General features: G+C 62.0%; 26 protein-coding genes, 1 tRNA gene, 3 pseudogenes and 1 other annotated feature. Of the genes and pseudogenes, 17 read left to right on the top strand and 13 right to left on the bottom strand.

Translation table 11 applies throughout. The features are described 5' to 3' along the window. Nucleotides 1-12: 12 nt before the first annotated feature. Together TQ38_RS12560 and msrA are read right to left on the bottom strand one after the other, a co-directional pair. Nucleotides 13-1,078, bottom strand: a pseudogene (locus TQ38_RS12560) (choice-of-anchor A family protein). Between the two features lie 200 nt (nucleotides 1,079-1,278). Next, entirely contained in the window at nucleotides 1,279-1,809 is a 531-nt protein-coding gene (gene msrA / locus TQ38_RS12555; protein WP_043970848.1) for a peptide-methionine (S)-S-oxide reductase MsrA, read from the bottom strand. A gap of 112 nt (nucleotides 1,810-1,921) precedes the next feature. On the opposite strand from msrA, the gene TQ38_RS12550 reads away from it, so the two are divergent. The 5 genes from TQ38_RS12550 to TQ38_RS12530 all read left to right on the top strand — a co-directional run bounded on the left by TQ38_RS12550 (nucleotide 1,922) and on the right by TQ38_RS12530 (nucleotide 5,457). Further along, nucleotides 1,922-2,788 (top strand): class I SAM-dependent methyltransferase, encoded by an 867-nt coding sequence (locus TQ38_RS12550; protein WP_043970846.1) that lies wholly within the window; start codon nucleotides 1,922-1,924, stop codon nucleotides 2,786-2,788. A 14-nt stretch (nucleotides 2,789-2,802) separates the two neighbouring features. After that, nucleotides 2,803-3,672 carry an N-carbamoylputrescine amidase gene (aguB, locus tag TQ38_RS12545; RefSeq protein WP_043970844.1) on the top strand — a complete coding sequence of 290 codons (870 nt, stop codon included), beginning with the start codon at nucleotides 2,803-2,805 and terminating at the stop codon, nucleotides 3,670-3,672. 5 nt (nucleotides 3,673-3,677) lie between these two features. After that, nucleotides 3,678-4,187: a 2-amino-4-hydroxy-6-hydroxymethyldihydropteridine diphosphokinase gene (gene folK / locus TQ38_RS12540; protein ID WP_043970842.1), complete on the top strand. Its 510-nt coding sequence runs from the start codon at nucleotides 3,678-3,680 to the stop codon at nucleotides 4,185-4,187. A 28-nt stretch (nucleotides 4,188-4,215) separates the two neighbouring features. After that, nucleotides 4,216-4,291: transfer RNA gene (locus tag TQ38_RS12535), tRNA-Lys, on the top strand. 53 nt (nucleotides 4,292-4,344) lie between these two features. Further along, complete coding sequence (locus TQ38_RS12530; RefSeq protein ID WP_370059773.1) at nucleotides 4,345-5,457, top strand: DUF6538 domain-containing protein; 1,113 nt, start codon at nucleotides 4,345-4,347, stop codon at nucleotides 5,455-5,457. 36 nt (nucleotides 5,458-5,493) lie between these two features. Here TQ38_RS12530 and TQ38_RS12525 read toward each other — a convergent pair whose 3' ends face one another. From TQ38_RS12525 to TQ38_RS12515, 3 genes and pseudogenes are all read right to left on the bottom strand, one after another. After that, entirely contained in the window at nucleotides 5,494-6,084 is a 591-nt protein-coding gene (locus TQ38_RS12525; RefSeq protein WP_370059772.1) for an IS3 family transposase, read from the bottom strand. Next, a complete protein-coding gene (gene ltrA, locus TQ38_RS12520) occupies nucleotides 6,053-7,582 on the bottom strand; it encodes a group II intron reverse transcriptase/maturase (protein ID WP_205316031.1) in 1,530 nt (509 codons plus the stop codon). The genes TQ38_RS12525 and ltrA overlap by 32 nt, the downstream gene beginning before the upstream one ends. 601 nt (nucleotides 7,583-8,183) lie before the next feature. After that, a pseudogene (locus tag TQ38_RS12515) lies at nucleotides 8,184-8,959 on the bottom strand (IS3 family transposase); the annotation flags it as partial. After that, nucleotides 8,562-8,678: a sequence feature (AL1L pseudoknot), on the bottom strand. (Overlaps the previous pseudogene by 117 nt.) On the opposite strand from TQ38_RS12515, the gene TQ38_RS12510 reads away from it, so the two are divergent. Then, a complete protein-coding gene (locus tag TQ38_RS12510; RefSeq protein ID WP_162792177.1) occupies nucleotides 8,879-9,670 on the top strand; it encodes a hypothetical protein in 792 nt (263 codons plus the stop codon). The pseudogene TQ38_RS12515 and the gene TQ38_RS12510 sit on opposite strands and share 81 nt — an antisense overlap. A 10-nt stretch (nucleotides 9,671-9,680) precedes the next feature. Then, nucleotides 9,681-10,925 (top strand): hypothetical protein, encoded by a 1,245-nt coding sequence (locus tag TQ38_RS12505; RefSeq protein WP_162792244.1) that lies wholly within the window; start codon nucleotides 9,681-9,683, stop codon nucleotides 10,923-10,925. A gap of 56 nt (nucleotides 10,926-10,981) precedes the next feature. Here the strand turns inward: TQ38_RS12505 and TQ38_RS31450 are convergent, their stop codons facing one another. Then, nucleotides 10,982-11,263, bottom strand: coding sequence for a hypothetical protein (locus TQ38_RS31450; RefSeq protein WP_370059801.1), 282 nt, complete (start codon nucleotides 11,261-11,263; stop codon nucleotides 10,982-10,984). Nucleotides 11,264-11,527: 264 nt separating this feature from the next. Between TQ38_RS31450 and TQ38_RS12495 the strand changes: the two genes are divergently transcribed. Both TQ38_RS12495 and TQ38_RS12490 read left to right on the top strand, forming a co-directional pair. Next, nucleotides 11,528-12,070 carry a recombinase family protein gene (locus TQ38_RS12495; RefSeq protein ID WP_043977451.1) on the top strand — a complete coding sequence of 181 codons (543 nt, stop codon included), beginning with the start codon at nucleotides 11,528-11,530 and terminating at the stop codon, nucleotides 12,068-12,070. A 32-nt stretch (nucleotides 12,071-12,102) separates the two neighbouring features. After that, nucleotides 12,103-12,375, top strand: coding sequence for a hypothetical protein (locus TQ38_RS12490; RefSeq protein WP_043977454.1), 273 nt, complete (start codon nucleotides 12,103-12,105; stop codon nucleotides 12,373-12,375). 3 nt (nucleotides 12,376-12,378) lie between these two features. On the opposite strand, the gene TQ38_RS12485 is transcribed toward TQ38_RS12490, so the two are convergent. Together TQ38_RS12485 and TQ38_RS29965 are read right to left on the bottom strand one after the other, a co-directional pair. Further along, nucleotides 12,379-12,669, bottom strand: coding sequence for a hypothetical protein (locus TQ38_RS12485; RefSeq protein WP_043977457.1), 291 nt, complete (start codon nucleotides 12,667-12,669; stop codon nucleotides 12,379-12,381). Between the two features lie 39 nt (nucleotides 12,670-12,708). Further along, nucleotides 12,709-12,888, bottom strand: coding sequence for a hypothetical protein (locus TQ38_RS29965; protein WP_162792243.1), 180 nt, complete (start codon nucleotides 12,886-12,888; stop codon nucleotides 12,709-12,711). On the opposite strand from TQ38_RS29965, the gene TQ38_RS29960 reads away from it, so the two are divergent. After that, complete coding sequence (locus tag TQ38_RS29960) at nucleotides 12,888-13,040, top strand: hypothetical protein (RefSeq protein ID WP_162792242.1); 153 nt, start codon at nucleotides 12,888-12,890, stop codon at nucleotides 13,038-13,040. The two genes, TQ38_RS29965 and TQ38_RS29960, sit on opposite strands and share 1 nt — an antisense overlap. A gap of 352 nt (nucleotides 13,041-13,392) precedes the next feature. Here the strand turns inward: TQ38_RS29960 and TQ38_RS12480 are convergent, their stop codons facing one another. The 3 genes from TQ38_RS12480 to TQ38_RS12470 all read right to left on the bottom strand — a co-directional run bounded on the left by TQ38_RS12480 (nucleotide 13,393) and on the right by TQ38_RS12470 (nucleotide 16,081). After that, nucleotides 13,393-14,088, bottom strand: a complete 696-nt coding sequence (locus TQ38_RS12480) for a hypothetical protein (RefSeq protein WP_043977460.1) — start codon at nucleotides 14,086-14,088, stop codon at nucleotides 13,393-13,395. A 54-nt stretch (nucleotides 14,089-14,142) separates the two neighbouring features. Continuing rightward, a complete protein-coding gene (locus tag TQ38_RS12475; RefSeq protein ID WP_043977463.1) occupies nucleotides 14,143-14,997 on the bottom strand; it encodes a hypothetical protein in 855 nt (284 codons plus the stop codon). 91 nt (nucleotides 14,998-15,088) lie between these two features. Beyond that, nucleotides 15,089-16,081 carry a L,D-transpeptidase gene (locus tag TQ38_RS12470; protein WP_043977465.1) on the bottom strand — a complete coding sequence of 331 codons (993 nt, stop codon included), beginning with the start codon at nucleotides 16,079-16,081 and terminating at the stop codon, nucleotides 15,089-15,091. A 329-nt stretch (nucleotides 16,082-16,410) separates the two neighbouring features. Between TQ38_RS12470 and TQ38_RS12465 the strand changes: the two genes are divergently transcribed. The 7 genes and pseudogenes from TQ38_RS12465 to msrB all read left to right on the top strand — a co-directional run bounded on the left by TQ38_RS12465 (nucleotide 16,411) and on the right by msrB (nucleotide 21,693). Next, nucleotides 16,411-17,523 carry an acetate/propionate family kinase gene (locus TQ38_RS12465; RefSeq protein ID WP_043977617.1) on the top strand — a complete coding sequence of 371 codons (1,113 nt, stop codon included), beginning with the start codon at nucleotides 16,411-16,413 and terminating at the stop codon, nucleotides 17,521-17,523. Then, a pseudogene (gene fabI, locus TQ38_RS12460) lies at nucleotides 17,520-18,266 on the top strand (enoyl-ACP reductase FabI). The gene TQ38_RS12465 and the pseudogene fabI overlap by 4 nt, the downstream one beginning before the upstream one ends. Nucleotides 18,267-18,573: 307 nt before the next feature. Then, nucleotides 18,574-19,026: a tRNA (cytidine(34)-2'-O)-methyltransferase gene (locus TQ38_RS12450; protein ID WP_043977468.1), complete on the top strand. Its 453-nt coding sequence runs from the start codon at nucleotides 18,574-18,576 to the stop codon at nucleotides 19,024-19,026. 159 nt (nucleotides 19,027-19,185) lie between these two features. Next, nucleotides 19,186-19,761, top strand: a complete 576-nt coding sequence (locus TQ38_RS12445) for a sigma-70 family RNA polymerase sigma factor (protein ID WP_043977470.1) — start codon at nucleotides 19,186-19,188, stop codon at nucleotides 19,759-19,761. Continuing rightward, entirely contained in the window at nucleotides 19,754-20,464 is a 711-nt protein-coding gene (locus TQ38_RS12440; RefSeq protein ID WP_043977472.1) for an anti-sigma factor domain-containing protein, read from the top strand. The genes TQ38_RS12445 and TQ38_RS12440 overlap by 8 nt, the downstream gene beginning before the upstream one ends. Nucleotides 20,465-20,551: 87 nt before the next feature. Continuing rightward, nucleotides 20,552-21,115 carry a fasciclin domain-containing protein gene (locus TQ38_RS12435; RefSeq protein ID WP_043977474.1) on the top strand — a complete coding sequence of 188 codons (564 nt, stop codon included), beginning with the start codon at nucleotides 20,552-20,554 and terminating at the stop codon, nucleotides 21,113-21,115. Between the two features lie 77 nt (nucleotides 21,116-21,192). Then, complete coding sequence (gene msrB, locus TQ38_RS12430) at nucleotides 21,193-21,693, top strand: peptide-methionine (R)-S-oxide reductase MsrB (RefSeq protein ID WP_043977476.1); 501 nt, start codon at nucleotides 21,193-21,195, stop codon at nucleotides 21,691-21,693. Between the two features lie 407 nt (nucleotides 21,694-22,100). Here msrB and TQ38_RS12420 read toward each other — a convergent pair whose 3' ends face one another. Together TQ38_RS12420 and TQ38_RS12415 are read right to left on the bottom strand one after the other, a co-directional pair. Next, nucleotides 22,101-22,361, bottom strand: coding sequence for a hypothetical protein (locus tag TQ38_RS12420; protein WP_043977477.1), 261 nt, complete (start codon nucleotides 22,359-22,361; stop codon nucleotides 22,101-22,103). Between the two features lie 127 nt (nucleotides 22,362-22,488). Continuing rightward, nucleotides 22,489-23,925 carry an SRPBCC family protein gene (locus tag TQ38_RS12415; RefSeq protein ID WP_082057809.1) on the bottom strand — a complete coding sequence of 479 codons (1,437 nt, stop codon included), beginning with the start codon at nucleotides 23,923-23,925 and terminating at the stop codon, nucleotides 22,489-22,491. Between the last annotated feature and the right edge of the window lie 47 nt (nucleotides 23,926-23,972).

Genomic DNA, 23,972 nt, shown 5'->3' with positions numbered 1-23,972 from the left:
TCTACCCTCAACTTAACCTGCAACGACCTTCCGGCGACGCCAGAACGCCAGCCCGCCCAGCACCGCAGCGAACAGCGCAACCACGCCCGGCTCCGGCACCGCAGTGCTGCCGCCCGAGGACGAGCCGCCCGAACTGGTCGAGGTGCCCGGATCGCTGGGTGCGGTGTAGCCGCCGGTGTAGGTTCCGATGTGCATCTCGCCGTTCTGGACGAGACTGCCGAACACGGCCGAGCCCTGGATGTAGTTCCCGGTCGTCGCCGCGGCGCCCGGAGCCAGGACAGAGCCGCCCCATGCGGTGGTCAGCGACAGGTCCTTGGCATCGGGGAAGTTCCAGATGACGTGTTCACCCAGGTTCTGGGTGCCGCCGAGGAAGTTGTCGTTCAGCGTGATCGAGGCGCCCGAGACGTTGACGATCGCGGTGTCGGCGCCGTTGAGGTTGAACTTGATCTCGCCGATCTTGTCGAGGTCGGCGGAGGATATGTTGAACACGGCCACGCCGCTGGAATCGGGCTGGGCGTTGAAGGTGCCAGTGTTGCCGGTGATGGTCAGCGCGCTGTTCGACGTTTGCGTGCTCATGGTGTGGCTCAGGCCGGTCATCGAGGTTTCGATGAGGCTTTTCTGCTGGGTGAGGTTCTGGCTGAACGAAGGGTCGCTGGCGGCAAGGCCAGAGGTGACCGTGTTCTGGTTGACGTTGGTATTGCTGATCGATCCACCGACCAGCACCGTCTGCGCCGCGCCGTTGAGGTTGAGGCCGCTGTTTACACTGCCGCCGACCACGGCGCCGGAGCCGTTGTTGAGGTTCTTGTGGCCACCGTTCACGTCGCCCACGACGGTCAGGCCGGGGGTGCCGGTGCTGGAGGCGGCGATGGGCTGGATCTGGTAGTTCGAGGAATTGCCGCTCAGGTTACCGCCGACGAAAGTGCGGCCTTCCACCTCGGAAGAGGAGGTGAGGTCGCCCAGCACCACGAGGTTCCATGTCCGCAGCACGTCGGTTCCGGCGATCATCGGAATCGGCCAGCACCGGGCTGGCGGCGAGCGCGGCGGCGATGGCGGCCAGGGACAGCGAGACGGTACGGATGTGGGCCACAGGCGGTTTCTCGATTGATGGTTAAGTTGAAAAACTCCGTATAGTTACTGGGGCGTTTGGGAAGTTCGACTTTCCCGCTGTCCCTTGGTGGAACAGCGGGCAAGTCACCGATGATGTCGTTCAGAATTTGTGAACGATTAGGCAGCGGGCTGGTGCGGTCGAATGGGCAAAGCCCATTCTCGAACGGTTTCTCAGCCCTTGACCTTGTTCTGGAAGCTCTTGCGCAGCTTCATCAGCTTGGGCGGGATCACGGCCAGGCAGTAGGGGTTGCGCTGGCCTTCGCCGTCCCAGTATTCCTGATGATAGTCCTCGGCCGGATACCACGGGGCGGGGCCTTCAATGGTGGTGACGGCCTTTTCGCCCGGATGTTCGCCGTCCCAGCGAGCGATGGCGGCGGTGGCCTCTTGCGTTTGCGCATCGTCCAGCGGGAAGATCGCCGAGCGGTACTGGGTGCCCACGTCATTGCCCTGGCGGTTGAGCTGCGAGGGATCATGCGTGCCGAGGAACACGTCGAATATTTCGGGCAGCGATATCACGGCGGGATCGAATTCCACCATGATCGCCTCGGCATGGCCGGTCGATCCCGAGCATACCGCCTTGTAGGTCGGGTTCTCGACGTTGCCGCCGATATAGCCGCTTTCCACCTTGTTCACCCCGACCACGTCGCGGAACACTGCCTCGGTGCACCAGAAGCACCCACCAGCTACGATTGCCGTTTCCATCTGATCCTTGTCCTCAATTCGAAGCACTGGGCCGCTAGATAGGTACGCCGGTGCCGCTTGTCATTGCCCCGAGTGTGGCTAGTCTCGCCCCGACCCACAAATGGAGAGCCTCATGCGCCGCGCCCTGTTGACCCTGTCCTCGCTTCTCGGCCTCGTCGCCGCGCCGCTCGCCGCCAATACCGGTACGCCGGTCAAGGCCGCGCCGACCCAGCAGTGCAAGGGCTGCGAGGCGCTGCTCGAACGGGCCGCCTCCAACCCGCTGCGCAAGGACGACCGCGCTCGCGACGCAGCGCGTCATCCGGTGGAGACGCTGTCGTTCTTCCGCGTCGGCCCGCAGATGAAGGTGGGTGAATATGCGCCGGGCGGAGAGTGGTACTCGCGCTTCCTGGGCCTGTACCTGGGCCAGCAGGGCCATCTGGTCGGCCTGTTCTTCGACCCCACCAGCGGCGCCTTCAAGCCCGAGAGGCAGGACGGCATCCGCAAGGCCGCCGCCGCCTATCCCGCCGACGTCGCCAAGTTCACCGGCATGGATGCCTCGCGCTTCGCCGCCTACACGCTGGACGCCGTGCCCGAGGGCGAGAAGGGCACCTTCGACGTCATCGTCGTGCCGCGCATGATGCACAACCTGTTGAACTGGAACATCGCCGATAGCGAGATAAAGGCGATGCGCGCCCTGCTCAAGCCGGGCGGCCTGATCGGCATCGAGCAGCACCGCGCCAAGGCGGATGCGCCCTATTCGTACACCGATGGCTCGAAGGGCTACCTGCGCGAGGCGGACGTAATCCGCTTCATGGAAGTGAACGGCTTCGACCTCGCCGGAAAGTCCGAGGTCAGCGCCAACCCCAAGGACACGGCGAACTGGCCCGGCGGCGTATGGACCCTGCCGCCCACGCTGGCGCTCAAGGAGCAGGACAAGGCGAAGTACCTCGCGATCGGCGAGAGCGACCGCATGACGCTTCTTTTCCGCAAGCGGGACTGATAGGGGCCGCGCCCATGTCGAACCGTCAGATCACCGTCGCCGCGCTCCAGCTTGCGCTGAACTCAGCTGATGAGGGCGAGAACATCGCCGCCGTTTCCGCGCTGGTCGAGGAAGCGGCGGGGAAGGGCGCGCAGATCGTGCTGCCGCCCGAACTGTTCTCCGGCCCCTACTTCTGCAAGGTTGAGGACGAGGCGCTGTTCGCGCTGGCCCGCCCCACCGCCGAGCATCCCTCGGTGATCGCCATGCAGGCGCTGGCCGCGAAGCTGAAGATCGCTATCCCAACCAGCTTCTTCGAGCGGGACGGGCATCACTACTACAACACCCTCGCCATGATCGATGCGGAGGGCCAGATCGTCGGCACCTACCGCAAGAGCCACATTCCCGATGGCCCCGGCTATGAGGAAAAGTACTACTTCCGCCCGGGCAATGATGGGTTCAAGGTCTGGGACCTGTTCGGAACCCGCATCGGCGTGGGCGTGTGCTGGGACCAGTGGTATCCCGAATGCGCGCGCGTGATGGCGCTGATGGGCGCAGAACTGCTGTTCTATCCCACGGCGATCGGCTCCGAGCCTTATGACGCCACGCTCGATACCAGCCGCATGTGGCGCCGCGCGATGGTGGGGCACTCGGTGTCCAACTGCATGCCGGTGATCGCCGCCAACCGCATTGGCGCCGAAACCGAATGCGGCAGCGAGCAGGCGTTTTACGGCCACTCCTTCATCACCGACGAATGGGGCGATTACCTCGCCGAATTCGGGCGCGAGGAAACCGGCGTGCTGGTCGCCACCCTGGACCTCGCCTGCGCCGCCACTCACCGCGCCGGCATGGGTTTCTTCCGCGACCGCCGCCCGCAGCTCTACACCCGCATCGCGCAGGATATCTGACGCGGGTGGCGAAGCATCGCTACCTCGTCGCGCTAGGCTCGAACATGCGGCATCCGCGCCACGGCTCGCCGCGCCGGGTGCTGGCGGCTGCGCTGGCGGCGCTGGATCACGGCAAGCTGGACCTGCTGGCAGCCTCCCGCGTGATCGAGACGCCGCCGCTAGGCCCCTCGCGCCGCCGCTATGCCAACGCGGCGGCGCTGATCCGTTCGAAACGCGATCCCGGCGAGATGCTGCGCAAGCTGCACAAGATCGAGCACCGCTTCGGCCGCCGCCGCACGGGCGGCGCCTGGGGCGCCCGCGTGCTGGACCTCGATATCGTGCTGTGGAACGGCGGCGCCTACACCGGGCCGGGCGAGGGCGGAGATCTTGTCATTCCGCACCGTTCCTTCCGTGAACGCCGCTTCGTCCTCGACCCCGCCGCGACGATCGCGGGCCGCTGGCGCGATCCGCTCACGGGTCTTAGCATAAACCAGTTGCGTGCCCGCTTGACCAAGCCGCGCGCGGCCCCTAGGTGACCCCCACCAGATCCGCCAAGCGGCATCGGGGCCCTTAGCTCAGTCGGTAGAGCAACTGACTTTTAATCAGTAGGTCGCTGGTTCGAACCCAGCAGGGCTCACCATCCTTCAGGATGATGCTGAAATCGTTGGGAAATTGTCACGCAGACCGCTTCAAGTGCCTGCCGTCTCCCGAAACCGTCTCCCAACTTGTAATGCTGATTTTGGTTTAAGCAGCGAGAATCATTCGGGAAATCGGCAAACTCGCGTCTACCCAAAACGTCTACCGTATCGGCGAAATTTGCTGGTCGAGAAACGGGGCGTATTCCATGTGCGGAAACATGTCCCGGCAGACCTCACGACGACCATCGGGAAGGTCGAAATTTGGCGGACACTGGGCACTGACAGTTTGAGAATGGCCGTGCGGCGCTCACATGCCGTTATCAGCGAGATCGAGGCGATGCTCGAATCCGCTGGTCGCAAATTGGGGCAGACGGTCGATGTGAAGCTGCTTCAACCATTTGAAGTTGATGGTCGGGAGGAGGTGCGAGCCGTTTCTGGGCGCACACCTGCGGTCGATGTTGAGTCAGCGCCGGTCGTCCCCCGCCTCACTCTGGGCGAGGTCTATGCTCGGTTTATGGACGATCCGACCCGAGAATGGTCCCCGCGTACTCGATTGGCCTATGAAACGGCACGTCGATTGACCCTCTCCATTATGGGAGCGAACACCCTAATGGAAAATCTCAATAGGGCCGCATGTCGCGATTTCATGGAAACGCTCCGCTTCATCCCCAAGAGTGCATCGAAGCGGTATCCCGACCTGACGCCGCGCGAAGCAGCAGAGCGGGCGAGGGCGGAGGGCTGGTCTGATCTCATCAGCCCTTCCAACATCAACGTCTACCTCAACAAGGTGTGCGTGGTTCTGAACTGGGCGGTCAGGGAGGAGTTCCTCACGAAGAATCATATGCGGGGTCTTCGGCTGGCCGATCCCATCGCAAAACAGGACAAGCGCCACCCATTTTCGGATGAGCAGTTACGACATATCTTCACCGCGCCGTTATATCGAGGCTGCAAGAATGATGGCAACGGGTACACCACGCCGGGAGACGTACGCCCCAAGGGAACACGTTTCTGGATACCTCTGATCGGCCTTTACAGCGGTCTGCGACTCAACGAAATCTGCCAACTTGACATCGCCGATGTTCGCATCGTCGATGATGTGCGGTGTTTTGTGATCACCGAGATATCTCTGGTCGGGAGCACGGATAAGAGCTTAAAAACTCGATCCTGAACCGCCCCGGGACTGCCGGAGGCCATTTTAGCTAAATTAAGCTGCCACTGGGATATCGTCCAGCATATCGTAATATCGTTGCTCGGCTTCGACCGGCGGGATGTTCCCGATGGGCTCCAAGAGCCGCCGGTTGTTAAACCAATCGACCCATTCCAGCGTGGCGTATTCGACGGCCTCGAACGACCGCCAAGGCCCTCTGCGGTGGATTACCTCAGCTTTGTAGAGGCCGTTGATTGTCTCGGCTAAAGCGTTGTCGTAGCTGTCACCGACGCTGCCGACCGACGGTTCGATGCCCGCTTCAGCGAGGCGCTCGGTGTACTTAATAGATACGTATTGCGATCCGCGGTCGCTATGGTGAATGAGCCCGCCTCGGTGAACGGGGCGACGTTCATGGATAGCCTGCTCCAGCGCATCGAGAACGAAGCTGGCATGTGCGGTCCGGCTGACCCGCCATCCAACGATGTAGCGGGCGTAGACGTCGATTACGAAGGCGACGTAGACGAAGCCCGCCCAAGTTGCGAGTGGAGTAGGAAGCGCATCAGCGCTTCCCCTCCCCGAACCGTACGTGCACCTTTCAGCGCATACGGCTCTCCATTCAACCCTGGCCCATGGCCATGGCGACGTCATGATAGCGGGAGGTAACGGTGTTTCGGATTTCGTCCCGGAAGATATAGGGATTTCGATCCGGGTTCCGCCACCGGAACTGCATTTTCTGGCTTGTGACCAGTCTGCGCAGCGCCTTGCCGACAGCTTTTCCCTGATTGCTACGACCATAAATCAGCCAAGTTTTCGACTGGCCGATGTCCGGTACACGGTACCATTTGCGCATCAGAGGCTTGATGCGTGACCGGTATTTCCGCGCCAACCAGTGCGCCATTTTCCAGAACACGACGGTGTCGATGCGCCGGAATATGCGCGCTGTGAAGTCGGTGAACTTGTAGAACGCAGCCCATCCCGCCAGTTGACGGTTCAGGCGATCGATCATGTCCACCGTGGCAACATCATGATTGCCGGAGAGCGCCTTGATCAATCGGTGGGCGAAGGTCTCGGCTTTCTCCTTGGGTATCGTCGAGACCACGGACATGCGTCCTCTTGATCCCCGCCTGCGGATGATCCGGTGCCCGAGGAACACGAACCCGTCATTGACGTGGGTGATATGGGTCTTGCCCATATTCAACGTCAGTTTAAGGCCGCCCTCCAGAAAGGTCCGGCATTCATCACGGATGGCCTCGGCGTGTGCCTTGGTGCCCTTGACGATGACGACGAAGTCGTCGGCGTAGCGGCAGTAGGCGACAGCAGGTTTCCATTGCCGGTTCTCGCGAACCGTGATGGGGCGTCCCTGCTGAATACCGAAGTTCCATGCCCAGCGATCCTTTCGCGCCTTGTCGCTGAGGTATTTCGCCTCCAGCCAGGCATCGAACTCATGGAGCATGATGTTGGACAGAAGCGGCGACAGCACGCCGCCTTGCGGAACACCTTCGCTCGAGGCGACGAACAGGCCACGATCAATGTGGCCTGCCTTCAGGAACCGCCAGAGCAGATCGACGAACCGATCATCCCTGATACGCCGCCGGATACAGCGAAGAAGAAGCCGATGGTGGACCGTGTCGAAGTAGCTCGCCAGATCACCTTCGATGACCCAGCGGCCCCGCGTCCCGGCGCCACCATCCTGCAACTGGATCTTCACTGTCCGGACTGCGTGATGCACGCTGCGTTCCGGCCGGAAGCCGTAGGAGAGGCGATGGAAGTCGCTCTCCCAGATCGGCTCCATGGCCATCAGCATCGCACGTTGGATGATGCGGTCTTTCAGGGTCGGGATACCCAGAGGTCGATTCTTGCCATTGGCTTTCGGGATATAGATTCGCCTGACCGGCTGCGGGATGTAATTCCCCGACAGCAAGTCCGTGCGCAGGCTGGCCAGATATTCTGCCAGTCCGGCCTGCATCCGCTGCTTGTCCATTCCGTCGATGCCCGGCGTATTGGCGCCACTTGACGCCAGCACGATCCGGGCTGCCTCGGCCAGCCACGCCCTGTCGGCGATGAGCCGGAGGAGACGATCGAACCTGCGGTTCGGATCGCTCTCGGCCCATGTCGCGAGCTTGTGCTGCATTTCGCTGATTATCAAAGGTCTTCACCTCGTTTGGTCAGGTAGTTTGCACTTCAAGCGGATTGAACTGTCCCCCTTCGCCATGTGACAGGCTTTCCCTGTCGCGGACTACTACGGGGACTCCGCCAGCATGGTGGACATCGGGGCCAACTCCCTTGGCATTCCATCATGCCTTCCCTCGTTCATATGCTGGACTTTCACGCGCTGGGGAGGCTGCCGGTCGCAGTCCTTGTCCTTGCGTCCTGCAAGTCGATGCCGATGCCATGGCCTGGCTGCGTTCTCTCCATGACTCCATGCGGGCGTGCTACGTGTACGACCGCAGTCGGATGTCGCCGACTTACGTATCCGGCGCCATCATCAGCATTCCGCCTGTTAAGCCGTGTAGGCGAAGGCGACATTTCAGCCCTCGGATGCGGATTAACCGGTTCGTGTTCCTCAACCTTCCAGCGCTACAGCCTCGGGGACCATCTCGGCGTAACGGCTTCACCTCAATCCCCTTTACCTGCGGGCTACGTCACCCTGTCAGTTGACGACAGGTCACCGCCGCTTGGGCTCATACCCCCTCACAGCAGAGGGCAGGGCAGTCGTTCATTCCTCCTTTCTCCTTTGCATTCCAACATACGCCCCCGGACCATCCGGGACGAGGCGCACCATAAGTAAAGTCGGAAACCCAGAGCATGTTCGGCGCCGGGGCGTGGAACTGGCGATTGACCTGGTCGAGAGGGCACGATGCCGCCTTGTCGCTGATCGTGGTCCGCACCGGTTTGCCTCGGATCACCCCTTGCAGGCCCAGATCGCGCATGAGCCGCTCCACTGTGCAGCGCGCCACCTCGAAACCTTCGCGCTTCATCTGCCGCCAAACCTTGCGTACGCCATACACCCCGAAGTTCTCGGCGAAGACGCGCAGGACTTCAGGTTTGAGAGCTTTGTCGCGTTTGACGCGGGCAGTTTGCCGCACCGGATCCCGGCGCTGGGCGACACGCTCATGATAGGTTGATGGGGCGATCGGCAGGACCCGGCAGATCGGCTCGACCCCATAAGCATCCCGATGTTCGTCGATAAAATCGATCATCGTTTGAACGGGCGGTCGAGCTCCGCCTGGGCAAAATATGCCGACGCCTTGCGAAGGATCTCATTCGCCTGCCGCAGTTCGCGAACCTCGCGCTCCAAAGCTTTTAGCTTCTCGGCAGTTTCCGTTGGCACGCCGCGTCGCTTACCGCTGTCCACCTCGGCCTTCTTTACCCATTCGAGCAAAGTATGGCCGGAGCAGCCGATCTTCTCGGCCACCGATGTGACTGCCGCCCAGCGGGAAGGATGATCACCCTCGTGATCCAAAACCATCCGGATCGCTCGCTCACGAACCTCAGGCGCAAACTTGTTTGTAGTCTTGCTCATCGTAGACCCTTTCTCTCAGGAGATCGGGCCTCCGGCAATCCCGGGGCGGTTCAATTCTTCGAGGAACAGATCGGCTGGGCGCTGCCGGTCAAGGAAGCTCAGAAGTCTCGCTACGGCAAGCTTCACGCTATTTTGAGACTAAAATACAAGGACTTCCATCTTCTCTCGGTTGTCTGGAGCGGGAACAAGTCTTTCCACATCCACGTGGTCTTCGACACTGCCCTGTTCGTTGATCGAGGGGGCGCGCCGCATGTCACCGCCTTGCATGCTGGCCATCACTCTCACTGGAATGTGCTCGCGGCGGATGTAGAGGCCGTCCTCGCCCCTTCGCGCGCTGTCCATCCGGACGGCAATCTCGCTTGGCAGACTGCATTCCGCAGGACTCCCGACGGCATTCGAAAAATCGATAAGGTCGGACACCCGTTCGACCTCAAGAAGGGGGCCAAGGTGCACCAACTAGTCATCTGGGAAAAGGTGTCGCTGCGGAAAAGCGCGAATGGGTACGCGCTGTTTTTTTCGTCCACCCGCTACCCGACGCCTTTGACGCCCATGCCTTCAGGGGAAAAGCTGGAGCCTTCGGGCGTCGCATACCGCCGACACCCTCTCTCCTCCGAGCAAACCGCTCATGTCGAGAGCCATCTCAAGGCTCATTTCGTGGGAGAGGATTGTCCGGTCGCGTTCTCACACCTTGCATGGGAAGGCGGCAGCTAGGGTGAAGAACTTGTGGGCGCTGATCGAGCGCGACCAGCCTGCGATTCTGGAGAAAATGGGCGTCTGGCACACCGAAAGAATGACTGAAATGGCCGACATGAACGTGGTTCTCTTCACTTCGCACGAAGTCGCCTTCCGGTGGCGCGATCACTCGCTGACCCGATGGCTGCTTTCGCCCCATGCGCTTGCCTCCGATTTCGACAGGGCGGCGGCGCATGAGTCAACTCGTCTGAACTGGCTGGTCGTCGACGAAATCGCTTATCCGATGTTCGTCGACCTGTTCTCGTCACAGCAGATGGATTGGCTCAAAAAACTGCGTGACGGCTCTCCGAAGGTATGGTCTGGCCGGTCGTCGGCGCGGCAACGCGATCAGTTCGCCAAGCATGTTGAGGCGATGAGTGGGACGGCGGGGCTCGACATCTTTCAGGTCCAGCGAGCCATGCGCGCGGGTCTCGACAGCTTTCAACCTATCCAAGTTCGCGACAATCCTCAGCCCGAGTATCCGCTGCGCGGTGAAGCCGACGAGGTGTATCCAAGCGGTAAGCCAAAGCCGCAGCCATATGCCTGCGACGGCGAGACGTATTATGTTCGGTCCCGTGATTGGTGGCACGACGGGAAGCACCGTGTCGCGCAGACGCTGCTCATGACGACGACGGAGACGGTTCCCGCCAACGTTGTTCGTGAGGTCATGAAGCGTGCCACCAGTGGGATCAATCATGGGGGGGGAGAACGACCCGATGAAGCCACGCTGGAACTCGTTGACTACCGCCCTAACTTTCGCCTCGGTCGAGACCCCGTTGATGTCTACGTCTCCGGTGAAGTTCGGGCGAATACAATCGACCAGCAGACTGCCGAATATCAGAATCAGCCTCACGTGCACATCATCAGCAATAAACTGAGTGATGTCGACAACGCGACAAACCACCACAGCGCACGGGGGATTAACGATCTGACCCACAAAAATATTGTCCAGATTGTTACGATGTTCCCGCCAGTCCAGTACAAGGAACTGCGGGCGTTGGGGTCATGGCTGGGCAGGGATGATCTCGTCCGCCTTTCCCATATCGACCAAATCAATCAGTCTTGCGGGCGTAACAGGGGACCACGCAATCAAGGCAAGCGCCATCTGCTGAAGATCAACTTGAAGCTGTTCCGCTTGCTGAACGCCTGTCCCAGCGCGATGAAGGAGCTTCGGTATGCATTTCGAACGACAGTGGACGCGAACCAAATTGGAAACACAGTGAGGCCACTTTAGTCCCTGTATTATGCCGTCCTCGTAACAATCCAAAGAGGGCGGCATGCTCGACCGTTTCACGCAGGCAGATCGCGAAAATCTATGGCCGAGCGGTTCGACCAAAATGTTGCGCCGTCTTTCAACAAGAGGTTCGATGGAACGATCCGAGCATCGAACCTTTCGGACGCAAGATAATAGAGGTAGGTCGCGAGGCCCGCTCGCCGGAAGCCGGGGGTGACAAATACTGAATTGCACCGGGCGACGAATTTGTCTGCCGCGAAGGTCGCAGTAGCTACCAATTCGACGCTATTTTCCCGGCATACCCTCATCCACAAGCTTCCAGACGATTTCGGGACCATGATTTCTCGGTCATCGTAATCCCATCTCGTTGCTTGATAGGGTGTGCCGACTGGAATTTCTACGACCTCGATCCGGCAGCCATTATCTACGACTTGCTCCCATGCCCTGATCTCACTTACTGGTTTCACCGCGCCGCACTCTCAAGGTTATGCAGGTATTTATTGTGAGGGACGCGGCAAAGCGGACGGGCAAAAAACGCTAGTTCGGCCATTCACCCCAGCGCTTGCAACGCATCACCCCGCCCGCGAAGCGCCTCGTATAGGATGCTGGTAGGTTACGGACGCGTTTCGAGTTCATCGCAGAGCCTCGACATCCAGAACGAAGCGCTCGCAGCCGCCGGGTGCGACAAGGTCTTCACGGAGAAGATGTCGGGCCGGTCCACCATCGACCGCGAGCAACTCGCCATGGCCATCGACTTCGTCCGTGAAGGCGACACGCTCGTCGTCACGCGGTTGGACCGTCTGGCTCGAAGCGTCGGCGACCTCCATCGCATCATCGAGACCCTGACCTCGAAGGGCGTGGAGTTCCGATGCCTCGCGCAACAGGGGGTGAACACCGATAGCTCGACCGGGCGGCTCATGCTCTCCGTGCTGGGTGCTGTGGCGATGTTCGAGAACGATCTGCGCCTCGAACGTCAGCGCGAAGGCATCGAGAAGGCCAAGCGCGCAGGCAAGTACCGGGGCCGCAAGCCCACCATCAACCCGGACCGGGTCAAGGAGCTTCGCCAGAACGGCATGGGACCGGCAGCCATCGCGCGGGAACTCCAGATCGCACGAGCCTCTGTCTACCGTGCGCTCGCGGCCTGATCTAAAACGTCGTCGTCATCCCGGAGAGCGAAATGACCGACAACAACGATCCGCCCATCATCGAATCTTCGCTGTCCCAGACCTTCAGGCGCGACGGCATCACCGTGCAGGTCGCGGTTTTTAAAATCGGCGGGGATGCGGGCTGGACGCTGGAGGTGGTCAACGTGGAGGGGACATCTACCGTGTGGGAAGAGCCGTTCGAAACCGACACAGCCGCCTTCGACGCATTCCTACGCGCGGTCGAGAGCGAGGGCATGGACACGTTCCTCGACGATGACACCTCGGGCTGGACCACGATCCACTGAGGATCATCTCGCCAAAAGGCCGCATAGAGCCCGGTACTGCAACGCTGCGTCTGCGTTTTCAAAACCGAAGCGCACGACGTCTCGCCGGGATCGCTCCATCCGCCATACGCGCAGGCCCGTATGATGGCACCACAGGGCGAGTTCATCGCCGATATAGTCAGGGCAATCACCCTCTTCCATACGGATCGAAACGTCATCGACGATCACGATGGTATGGCTATGCCGCGACAAGCGCTCATTCAGGGCTCGGAGGAAGGGTGTCATCATCATCAAGTATTTATGGATGACCGGCACCCGGTACCTGCCATTGGTGAAACCGCCTCTGGCCTGACATCAGCGGGCTTCCGGTCCTTTTCTGCCGACCCCGTCGAGCCACGCGAGGAACTCCTCTTGCGTCATCGTCGTACCCTGCGCGGCTGCCGAGGCCTTGATCCTCGCGACGATCTCCTCAGGAACATCATCGACGCAAAGCGGGCAGGAACAAGGAGAGGCATCATGATCGACAGCGATCAATGCACGGTCCCCGACATCGCCTGCACATCTCCATCGACGCAGGACCGGCACTCCACACCGAGCAACTCGTCACCCCGGACTGTCACGCGCCCGCCGTGGAAACGCGCACCGCAACGATCACAGCCTCTGTCGATAGCCGCTTCTACCAGTGACACGTCGAGATCATCGAACCCCAATCAATCCTCCAGATCGTCAGACCGCCATCATCACAGCCTTCTGCCCAACGATCAATGGCATGATGCCCGACACCCTACCCGGCCATGATCACCCCAACGATCCCGTCCGACCTTCAATCCAACCATGGAGTTCCAGCATGACCGCACGCTCTGAAACGCCGCAGGCCGGGTATCAAATCGATGCTACCGACGCCAACCTCCCCAGCGCCGAAATCCCGCCTCGGCTGAACCCAGCAGGGCTCACCATTTCCAATAACGGCATTGGAATGGCTGAGAAACCATCCTGCAGACGGCAGGACGCAAGCCGACACCAGTCGGATGGATCAGTTCAAACGCCGTCCCGGTTTATCGCCATCACGTCGATGAAGCGCCCACGTCCATCGAAGCGACAGCGGAAGCGCTTGATGCCGTTGCGGCCCTGGTCGGCCGATCCGTCGATAACGCTGCCGCCGCGATTGGCTACGACGCGTCCGGTGGTGATGTAGGCAGGCCGCACGCCGTACTGGCGCGATGCTTCACCCCGGCAGAACGCAGGCATGTTCCCCGACGAGACAGGGGCGCCCGAGCGGATGGGGCCCGGAGCGCCAGGCCCGCCATTGCCGGGGCCACCGCCGGGTCGGCTGTTCACGGCTACCGTCAGATTGTAGATAGCCCGCTCGCCGCGCCTGGCGGCATTGCGCATGAGGTAGACGCGGACCCGGTAATCACCGGAATACTGCAGGCGGCCATCGAACCGACCGCCGGCAAGGGAACCGTTGAAAACGGCCTCCTGCGAACGGGGCGGCAAGACGTTGAAATAGGCGGATTTGCTGGTTGTCTTGAGCGAGACGGACATCGACTGCCCGGCTCTTGCCCCGACGATGTAATCCACCGTTTCGTATCCGCGAATGGTTCCGCGCACGGTGGCCGAGCTGGCTCCGCGTGGGAACTGCACCCTTTCGTTTTTGATCGGTGTCTGTGCCACTGCTGGTATCGCCGCTGCGGCTGCGACGGCCGCAGCGATGGTTCCATGTTTCCAGTTCATGCGCATTCTCCCGAAGTGATGCAGGCCCGGCAGAGCGGGCCTGCATGCCACAGATTAAAAGCGGCGGTGATCTTCCCCGTCGATCAGGTCGCAGCCGCCGCGAAAAGCGTAAGGATCGGTGCCCTTGATGCTGATCTGCCCGCTGCGCCGGTTGATGGTGATAAGCGGCTTGTTAAGCCCGTTGAGCCGGTACTTGGCGCGGATCACGTCAGGGCCCATCTCGACGTCGTACAGATCCCACCAACCATCGTTGCCTCGGCTGTTGATCGGCGGAACCAGTTTCTTGGGAAGGCGGATATGCCCGCCGCCGGGCCAGAGCTGGATCATGACGGACGCGTCGAACTGCTGTCCGGTCATCTCGGTCCGGTTGCCGTAGTCGTAGCGCCGGGTCCGGCTATTCCAGGAATATCCGTAGGTGGTCGCAAAGCCCGGCCGCTGGCCGTCACCGAAGCACACCAGGCCCAGATCGACATCCCGACCGTCTACCTGATAGCGATCCCCGCCGCGGTCGCGATCTTCGACGTAGCTGGGAGATTGACGCTGATTGGAAGAGGGATTGTCGTAGGAATAGCCGGGGTTCGGGCGATAGCGCCCGTTATCGTTGGAGCTGTGCCGATCTGCCTGTTGACCACAGTCGGGCGCCAGCGTGGACGTGATGGAATCATAGCGGCCTTCCATCGTCGCGACAGTCACACACTGGCGGGTCGAGGCGTTCCACCAATAAGTATAGCTGCGGTCGTCGCCTTTTTCGGTCTTTACGAGGCTGTAGCCGCGCGACTGCATCTGGGCTTCGGCGCCAACGGCCCGGGCGCCGACAAGATCATTGAGACTGGACGGTGTCTGCGCCTGCGCCGAGCCCGCCAGGACAGTCAACGCGATGATGGACGCAGTTACAGTGATACGCTTCATTTAAGTGCCTCCCCTGCTGTTCGCACCTGTATAGCATGGCATCGAACAATTAGCTCCGTTTCAAGTCCGTGACATGGCAGCGTCAGGTATTTCAGGGCCGGGGTACTACCGCATCCATGATCGTCAAGCGCTCCAGGGGTTCCGCTCCGACGCGGGAATCGGTTACGAGGATGGTTGCTCCGGGCTTGAGCTGCGCCTTGATCAGTTCGTAGAACCGGCGCGGCATCCGCACGCGGTTGATGATGGCCTCGTCCACTGCCTTGTCTTCGTCTTCCGCGTGGCCATTCATGCCCACGTAGACCCAGCGCGGTTCGCCGTTCCTTGTCGTCAGCGTGATGACGTGCGAACCGGGGTCGTCATCGTCGATGTGCGCTGCACCGCGTCCGATCTCTACGCCGGCGCGCACCACGACGATGCGCTGGTCAGACTTCGAGACGATGATGCTGAGCGGCCCGGTGGGCGAAAGCTGCGGTGTCCAGCGGTATTCGGCGCCGCGCAGCGGCTGGGCCTCCTGCAACTGACCCTTTGTGTCGAACGGAGCCAGCAGGCTGTTCTCGCTGGTACGCACGTGATTGGCGGCATCGCCGTCGACCACCACCGTTATGCCCAGGCTGGTGATCCCGAACAGTTCGCGCGCGAACTCATAGGGCAGATGAACGCAGCCATGGCTTTCAGGATAGCCCGGCAGGCCTCCGGCGTGCAGCGCCACACCGTCCCATGTTAGTCGCTGCTGAAAGGGCATGGGGGCGTTGTTGTAGGTGCTGGACCTGTGCTTTGCGTCCTTCTGGAGAACGGTGAAGACGCCGGTTGGCGTATCGTGGCCGGCCTTGCCGCTCGATACGGTGGTCGCGGCGATGCGCACGCCATTGCGGTAGACGAGCGCGATCTGGCGCGAGAGGTCCACATAGACCAGAATAGGTCCTGTGGGAGACACCTGGGGCGCCCAGACCCATTGGCCTGGCTTGAGCTGCTCGATCAGACGCGCGAACTCGGGCGGAGAACTCGCTTTCGCCCCTTGCGCGGCAGCGGGCATAGTACCGGCAACAAGGGCAAGCCCCGCAACAACGATGCTGCAATATCTCACGCTTCCCCCCAGAGTCGTTTACCCGCCATTACTGCGCGTAGGGCATCGCTAACCCGGCAGTAGCGGATTTTACAGCGGCCACCCGGCCTCTTATAGTCAATTTCCGCATGTTTATGCTCGTCAGGGCGCCGGGCAACCAACCAGGTCTTTGCGCTTGCAGGCCGGGTTCGTGCGCTCCCACTCGGCCCGGGCTGCCTGATAGGATGCCACTTCCGCTTCGTGCTGGCGCATTGCTTCATCATATGCGCCATCGTCACGAGCCTTGCGGGCTTCAATGGTCGCGATTGCGGCTTCTCGTGCGCTGCGGCGCGCAGGACAGGGACGCCGCTTTGATCGCGGCCCTGGCAACGCTCAACACCGGCTCTTCCAGCCTCAAGTTCCGCATTTTCGCCAGGCATTCGCTGGACCGGCTGATGGCGGGCAAGGTAACCGGCATCGGCGGTGATTGCCGGCTGGTCGCAAGGGTTGTCGAAACCGGCGAGGAGATCGAGCGGCCGCTGCCCGGCGCCGACCAGGAAGCGGCGCTTGCGGCAGTGATCGCCTGCATCGATGCGCATGACGATGGCTGGCACATCGAGGCCTTCGCCCATCGTATCGTCCATGGCGGGCAGGCGTTCACCGCGCCGGTGGTGGTTACCCCGCATGTGCTGGCCGAACTGGAAGCGCTCTGCACGCTCGCACCGTTGCACCAGCCCTATAACCTTGCAGGGATCGCCGCCTCGGCACGGCTCGCTCCCGATGCCTATGACGTGGCCTGCTTCGACACCGCCTTCCACGCCGGGCACGATCCGGTGGTCCACAGCTTTGCCCTGCCGGCAGCGATGCGCGAGGCGGGCGTGCGGCGCTATGGCTTCCACGGCATTTCCTATGAATGGATAGCCCGGGTGCTGGCCGAGCAACGCCCCGCCCTTGCACAGGGCCGCGTGATCGCTGCCCATCTCGGCAACGGGGCAAGCCTGTGCGCCATGCGGGGCGGGGTCAGCATCGACACGACGATGGGCATGACCGCGCTAGACGGCCTGCCGATGGGCAGCCGCAGCGGCGCGCTGGATGCGGGAGCGGTGACTTACATGATGCGCCGCTTCGGCCTTGATGCCGATCATGTCGACCGGATGCTATACGAGGATTCAGGGCTGAAGGGACTGTCCGGGCTGACCAATGACGTCGCCGCCCTGTCCGCCAGCGCCGATCCCCGCGCCGCCTTCGCGCTCGAATACTTCTGCCACCGTGCCGCGCAGTTCGCCGCGGCCATGGCGGTCAGTCTGGGCGGCGTCGATGGAATCGTCTTCACCGGCGGGATCGGCGAAAATGCCGCGCCGCTGCGGGCACGCATCCTCGAACATCTCGCCTTTCTGGGTCCGGTGGAAAGCCTTGTCATCCCCGCCGACGAGGAGCGCATGATGGCGATCCACGCCAGCGACTTGCTGGAGACACTGTCATGAAGGGCCTCATCGTCGGTCTTGCCAACGACCAGTCGCTCGCCTGGGGCTGCGCCTCGGCGCTGCGCGCGCAAGGCGCGGCGCTGGCCCTGACCTACCTCAACGACAAGGCCCGTCCTCATGTCGAGCCATTGGCGAGGGCGGTGGAGGCGCCGATCTTCCTGCCGCTCGACGTGACGCAGCCGGAGCAGGTGGACGCCCTGTTCGATACTATCGCGGCGCAGTGGGGCAGCCTCGACTTCCTGCTCCACTCGATCGCCTTCGCGCGCAAGGCCGACATTCAAGGGCGCGTACTCGACAGTTCGGCCCAAGGGTTCGCGACGGCCATGGATATCTCGTGCCATTCGCTCATTCGCCTTGCCGCGCGCGCAGCTCCGTTGATGACGCAAGGGGGCGCGATCCTGACGATGAGCTTCTACGGTTCGGAAAAAGTCATGCCGGGCTATGGCATCATGGGGCCGGTGAAGGCCGCGCTGGAATCCAGCGTGCGTTATCTCGCGGCTGAACTGGGACCTGCAGGAATCCGCGTAAATGCACTGTCTGCCGGCCCCGTCCGCACCCGCGCCGCATCGGGGCTCGACCACTTTGACGCGTTAATGCGCAAGGCGGGGGAAACGGCGCCGATGCACTAGCTGGTGACCATCGAGCAAGTGGGCGAAATGGCCGCGTTCCTGCTTTCCGGCCGCTCGCCAACGGTCACCGGGCAGACGATCTACGTCGACGCCGGTTACAATATCACCGGCTGAAGGCAGGGCGAGACACCGGACAGGCATATGCCGCGCATCGGCAGTCTACTTTGCCGCAGTCTGCCGGAACGACCGCGAGTGACGAATAGCCGCCCGATAGGTTCATCGAATACCATTTCGACCGGAATGCGGGAATTCGCGCAGGACAGTGTCATCGCGGCCCGGCACGGGCCAGTTGCGGAAATATGATGCACTCGGCGGTCTATTCTTTCGTCGATAACCGTGTGCTGGTGCTGCTTCGGTCGGGGCGGCTGCGAGATCGTAGTGCGGGCTTGCATGGGGACTTCGCCCGCGCCAAGTAGCCCGAATGCGCATCGCTCTTTTTGAACCTGAAATTGCCGGAAATGTTGGCGCCATTCTGCGTCTCGGTGCTTGTTTCGGGGCGGCTGTCGATCTTATCGAGCCCATGGGTTTCGAATGGGACGATCGAAGAGTTCGCCGCACTGCGATGGACTATATCGATCATGTCACCATTGCCCGTCATGCCGACTTCGACGCGTTCCGGGCTGCAATCGGCCCGCGAAGACTGGTGCTGTTCACCACCAAGAGCCACGAATCGGCCTACGATTTTTGTTTTGAGGCCGACGACATCCTGCTCTTTGGAAAGGAAAGCGCCGGCGTGCCCGCCGCTGTCGCTGATTGCTGCCATGCACAGGTGCGCATCCCGATGCGGCCGCAGGTGCGCTCGATGAACCTTGCCACATCGGCGGCGCTCGCACTTGGCGAAGCTCTGCGCCAGACGAACACTTTGCCGGGTTGACGGGCCGGCGGCGTCAGCATTCGAAATCAGCCAATTTGACCTTGCCTCGAAGCCGAAATTCGCGGCCTGCGCTTTCGGGAATTCGATTCACCTTTGGAACAGTAGTTCGATTGCCGGTTTGAGCTAATCATTCAGGGTCAGGGTGGTCTGGGGCATCGAATGGGTAATGTCGGCGAACAGAATGCAAACGATGCGAGAACGATGCTGGCCGCCGCTTTGGGCGAGGCCGGAGCAGGCGACGTTTTGGCATTGCGCCGGGTCTATGATCTGACTTCGGCGAAACTATTTGGTATTTGCCTTCGTATCTCTGGTGACAGGGAAGCTACGGAGGACATTTTGCAGGATGTTTACGTCAAGATCTGGCGCCGGGCCGCTACTTTCGATGCTTCGCGGGCAAGCGCGGTAAGCTGGTTGGCGACGATCGCGCACAATGCGGCCATCGACTGGCGGCGCGCGCAACTGCGTCACGATGCTGCGCCGGAAGGGGCGTTTGACACCGTGGCCGACGATACGCCGCGCGCCGATGAAGTGATGATGCAGGACGAACAGCGCCTGCGCCTGCTGGCCTGCCTGAATGGTCTTGAGCGGCAACATGCCGAGGCTATCCGCAGCACGTTCCTGAGCGGACTGACGTACCAGCAGCTTGCCGACCACCTGCAGACTCCACTGGGAACAATCAAGAGCTGGATAAGGCGCGGGATGCTCAAGCTCAAGGTGTGCCTCGGCGATGCCTGACCTGCCCCTTTCCTCCGAACACGAATCCCTTGCCGCCGAGCTGGCGCTGGGCGTTCTCGAAGGCGCAGACCGCGCCGAGGCGCTGCGCCTGACGCTGTCGGACCCGGCTTTCGCGGTCGAGGTGGAAGCCTGGCGCTGCCGTCTGTCGCCGCTGCTGGGAACGGTGGCTGCGATGCCGCCGTCGCCGCGTGTCTGGAACGCGGTCGAGGCGCGCATTGGCGAGGAGAAGGCTTTACGACCCTCCGCTGGTCCGCGCAGCCTCAGGCTGTGGCGCGGCGGAGCGCTGGTATCGGGCGCCATTGCTGCGGGGCTGGCCCTGGTCCTTGTGACCCGTCCGCCTGCGCCTTCCGTCGTCGCGGTGCCGCCCGCTACGTCCGTTGCCGTCTCGCAGCTGTCCGGCGCCGATGGCGGCGTTACCATGGCAGTGGCATACGATCCGCAGAAGGGCGTGCTGCGCCTGGGCGGTGCTACGCTGCTGGGTTCCGGGAAGAGCCCCGAGCTATGGATCATCCCCGAGGACGGCGTGCCGCGATCGCTGGGTATCGTGCGCGCCGATGGCGACGAACTTACGGTCGACGCAGGCCTGCGCCGTTTCATGAGCGATGGAGCTACACTGGCGATCACCATGGAGGATGCAGCCAGCGCTCCCCACAAGGCGCCTAGTGCCACGCCGGTGCTGGTCGGGAAGTTTTCCATTATCTGAACGTCCAGGTGCATCCGCCACGCGCCGATCTTCGTATCTTCTGTCGCATCCCACGAAACGGGGTGCGAGATGGAAGGATGCTTAGACATGAAGGCACAATCCCGGACATTCGCCGTAGCCCTGGCAAGTGCGCTTATACTGGGCGGCGCCACGTCGGTATATGCCGGCTCCAACCCGATGGTTGGCGGCGCTGCGATGTATTCGACGAAGAACATCGTCGAGAACGCCGTCAACTCCAAGGACCACACCACGCTCGTGGCGGCGGTAAAGGCCGCTGGCCTTGTCGAAACGCTGTCAGGCCCCGGGCCCTTCACCGTTTTCGCACCGACCAATGCCGCGTTCGCCAAGCTGCCCGCAGGCACCGTGGAATCGCTGGTGAAGCCTGAGAACAAGGCGATGCTCACCAAGATCCTCAGCTATCACGTCGTCGCCGGCCGGATGACCGCCAAGGACATCGCCGCCAATGCCAAGACGCACGGCGGCAAGGCCACACTGACCACCGTCGAAGGCGAAAAGCTGACCGCGTGGAAGGACAAGGCCGGTGCTTGGTGGCTCACCGATGCCAAGGGCGGCAAGTCCAAGATCACGATTCCCAACGTCATGCAGTCCAACGGCGTGATCCACGTCGTCGATACGGTGTTGATGCCCTGATGGAGCGCAGGCGGGGCCGGTGACCAAAGGTCATGGCCCCGTCATGCTCTTCTCCCACCAAGCTACAGGAGCCGACCATGCCTTTGTCTTCGCACCGCCGCGATGTCCTGCGCCTTTGCGGTTCAGCCGCTGTCGCTGCGCTCTGCTGGCGGGCATTCGGGGATGAGGCTCTGGCGGCATCGCCTGCTTCGGGAACGCTCAAGTTGACCGATGCCCAATGGCGGGAGCGCCTGTCGCCGCAGGCTTACGATATTCTGCGCAAGGGCGGGACGGAGCGCGCCTTCACCAGTGTGCTGAACAAGGAGCATCGCAAGGGACGGTTCCTTTGCGCGGGCTGCGCCTTGCCTCTATTCGCGTCGGCGACCAAGTTCGACAGCGGGACTGGCTGGCCCAGCTTCTATGATCACTATTCCCGTGCGATCACCACCAAGACCGACCGCAAGTTCGGCATGACCCGTACCGAGGTCGTCTGCGCGCGCTGCGCGGGCCACCTTGGCCATGTTTTCGATGATGGGCCCAAGCCCACCGGGCTGCGGTATTGCATGAACGGCGCGGCGATGAAGTTCGAGCCGGCCTGACGGTTACGGCAAGCCTCCGTCCGGCCCCGCGCAGACGATGAAGCCGTCTGCGATCCACTGACCCAGCAGGGCGGGCGGGCGCTTTCGCCGCCCGGCATGCGGCGGCGATAGAAGGCGCGTCGCCGTCAAGCCCGCCGTCATCGAGATATATGTCTACCCGATGCTTGGCCGACCTATCTGAGCTGGGCAGCATCCTTCTCCCGCTGATCGCGCGCGGCGGCGGAGAGTGGTCTGGCGACGCGATGATAAAGGGACGCGGCCGTTAGCAGGGCTCGCGCCGTAGTCACCAGTCTATAGCCAAGTAACGGAGCGCATCACCGGGGCAGGTGGCAGCCCCGAATCAGTCGGCCGCGGCAGAGCTGACTCTACCGCGGCCGGGCTGGCTCAATTGAGCGCAGGGTATTCTATCAGCTGCCGTTCGACTTGTCGTCGTCGACAGCGCGCACGACGCCGTACGTTGCTGCGCCTGCGCCGAGCACGGCGAGGGCGATCACGCCGGCCTCTGCCTTGTTCTTTGCCTTGACGGGCGCCGAACGGCGCTCACCAACGCCAGAAAGGTTGGCGATCTTGCCGGTCGATGCCGATGCAACGGTGCCAGCCTGGGCGGCGACGGGTGCAACAAGCATGGCCGCCGTGCCAACGGCGAAAAGAGCATTCTTGAACTTCATTAATCTTCCTATCTTCCGGTTGCCCGACGCACCGCAATAACACGTATTAACGCGCCGGGAATGCTCGAAAATCAGAATGACCTTGCAAGTTCCTTTTTTGCCCCGGCGCAAACCATCTCGCCGGGGCTCAGAGGCCCAGATCCTCGATCTTTCCGTCGAAATTGCCGCCCAGCTTGTTCGTTGCCGCCGCCAGCTTTTCCGCCGGAGCACCGGCGAGGTAGCCATCGATGATGCGCTGGTAGTTGCTGATCATGCCTTCGATCTGGCTGGAGAGGCGCATGAACTCGAACCCGCTGGCGTGAACACCCTTCTGCTGGATCGGGATGTTTGCATAGTCCTGGCGCGGGATCGGAGGGAATTCAGGGCTGTCGTAAGGCAACACGGTGGGTTCCATGATCGGTTCCGGCTCCTGGCCTTCGGGGAAGAAGGTCAGCGACCAGATCTCGAAGAAGCAGCTTTCCGGACCGAGCGGGCGGATGCGGTAGGCCGACATCGAGCTGAAGTAGGGCAGCAGGAAATAATGCGGGAAGAGGAATTCTACGGCATTGATCGGGTGCGACTGAGTTACCGCGCACAAGTCAGGGATCGGCTCGCCGGCGGCTTTCAGGCGCTCGGAAATCTGGTGCATGACCATGCCCAGCCACATGAACATGGCCTGGTTTTTGTCCTCGGGCAGGCCTTCCTCGACGCCGATCATGTTGCGCGCGATGTCGACTTCCTTAGCGTGGATCATGCCCGCCATGCCTTCGCCGAGGAGAGCCATCGACTTCACCTGAAGCTCCTGGTTCTCGGTGTGCGAAAGATCGTCCATCGCCATTTGCGGGAAAGCGCCGCGCGGGACGGCGTACATGCTGTCATACATCATCGGCGCGGCGTGTTGCAGCTGCGGGTGGGTCTGCTGGACATGGTAGCCTTCCATGAAGGCCTCCATCGCGATCTTCCAGTTCGCTGGCAGGACCGCAGCGTAGCACCATTCGGCGCGCAGCTTGTCGACGTTGTGGGCATCGAGGCGGTCGGCGAGGGGGCCGATCGATTCGCGCACGGGCAGGGCGTCGTTGTCATGGTTGATCCACACGCAGCCGATGAAAGTCTCGGCGCGGCAGGGGATCAGGTTGAGTTCGGCGGCATCCTGCATCTGGTGTTCGGAGAACAGGTGCTTGCCGTAGATCTTGGTGCTTTCGCCGTCCATGTTCCAGCGCCAGCCGTGGAACGGGCAGACGAAACCGCTCTTCGAGCAGTTGCCATGAGCGGTCGGGTGAGAGGCGCCCAGCGGTGTGCCGCCGGCAAAGGGCACGCCGCGGTGGCGGCAGGCGTTGTGAAAGGCCTTCACGCCGCTGGCTGTGCGCACCACGATCACCGACTTGCCGACGTTCTCGTACTCGATCCAGTCGCCCACTTCGGGGATCTGTTCCTCGCGGCAGGCCATCTGCCAGACGTTGGGCCAGAGGTGGTCCAGCTCCGCCTGATAGAAGTCCGCATCGAAGTAGCGCTTCACGGGGATACGTTCGGGATCTTCGATCGGGAACGGCACCGGCCGCAGGCCGCCGTCTGCTGATTTGAGCACTTCCCAATACCTCTCGCGTTAATCTTGCCTTGTTGAACTAATGTACA

Source organism: Novosphingobium sp. P6W (assembly GCF_000876675.2).
In the GTDB taxonomy this organism is placed as follows: Bacteria; Pseudomonadota; Alphaproteobacteria; order Sphingomonadales; family Sphingomonadaceae; genus Novosphingobium.
The sequence above is the reverse complement of the archived record's forward strand: the minus strand, read 5'-3'. Positions and strand labels throughout refer to the sequence as shown.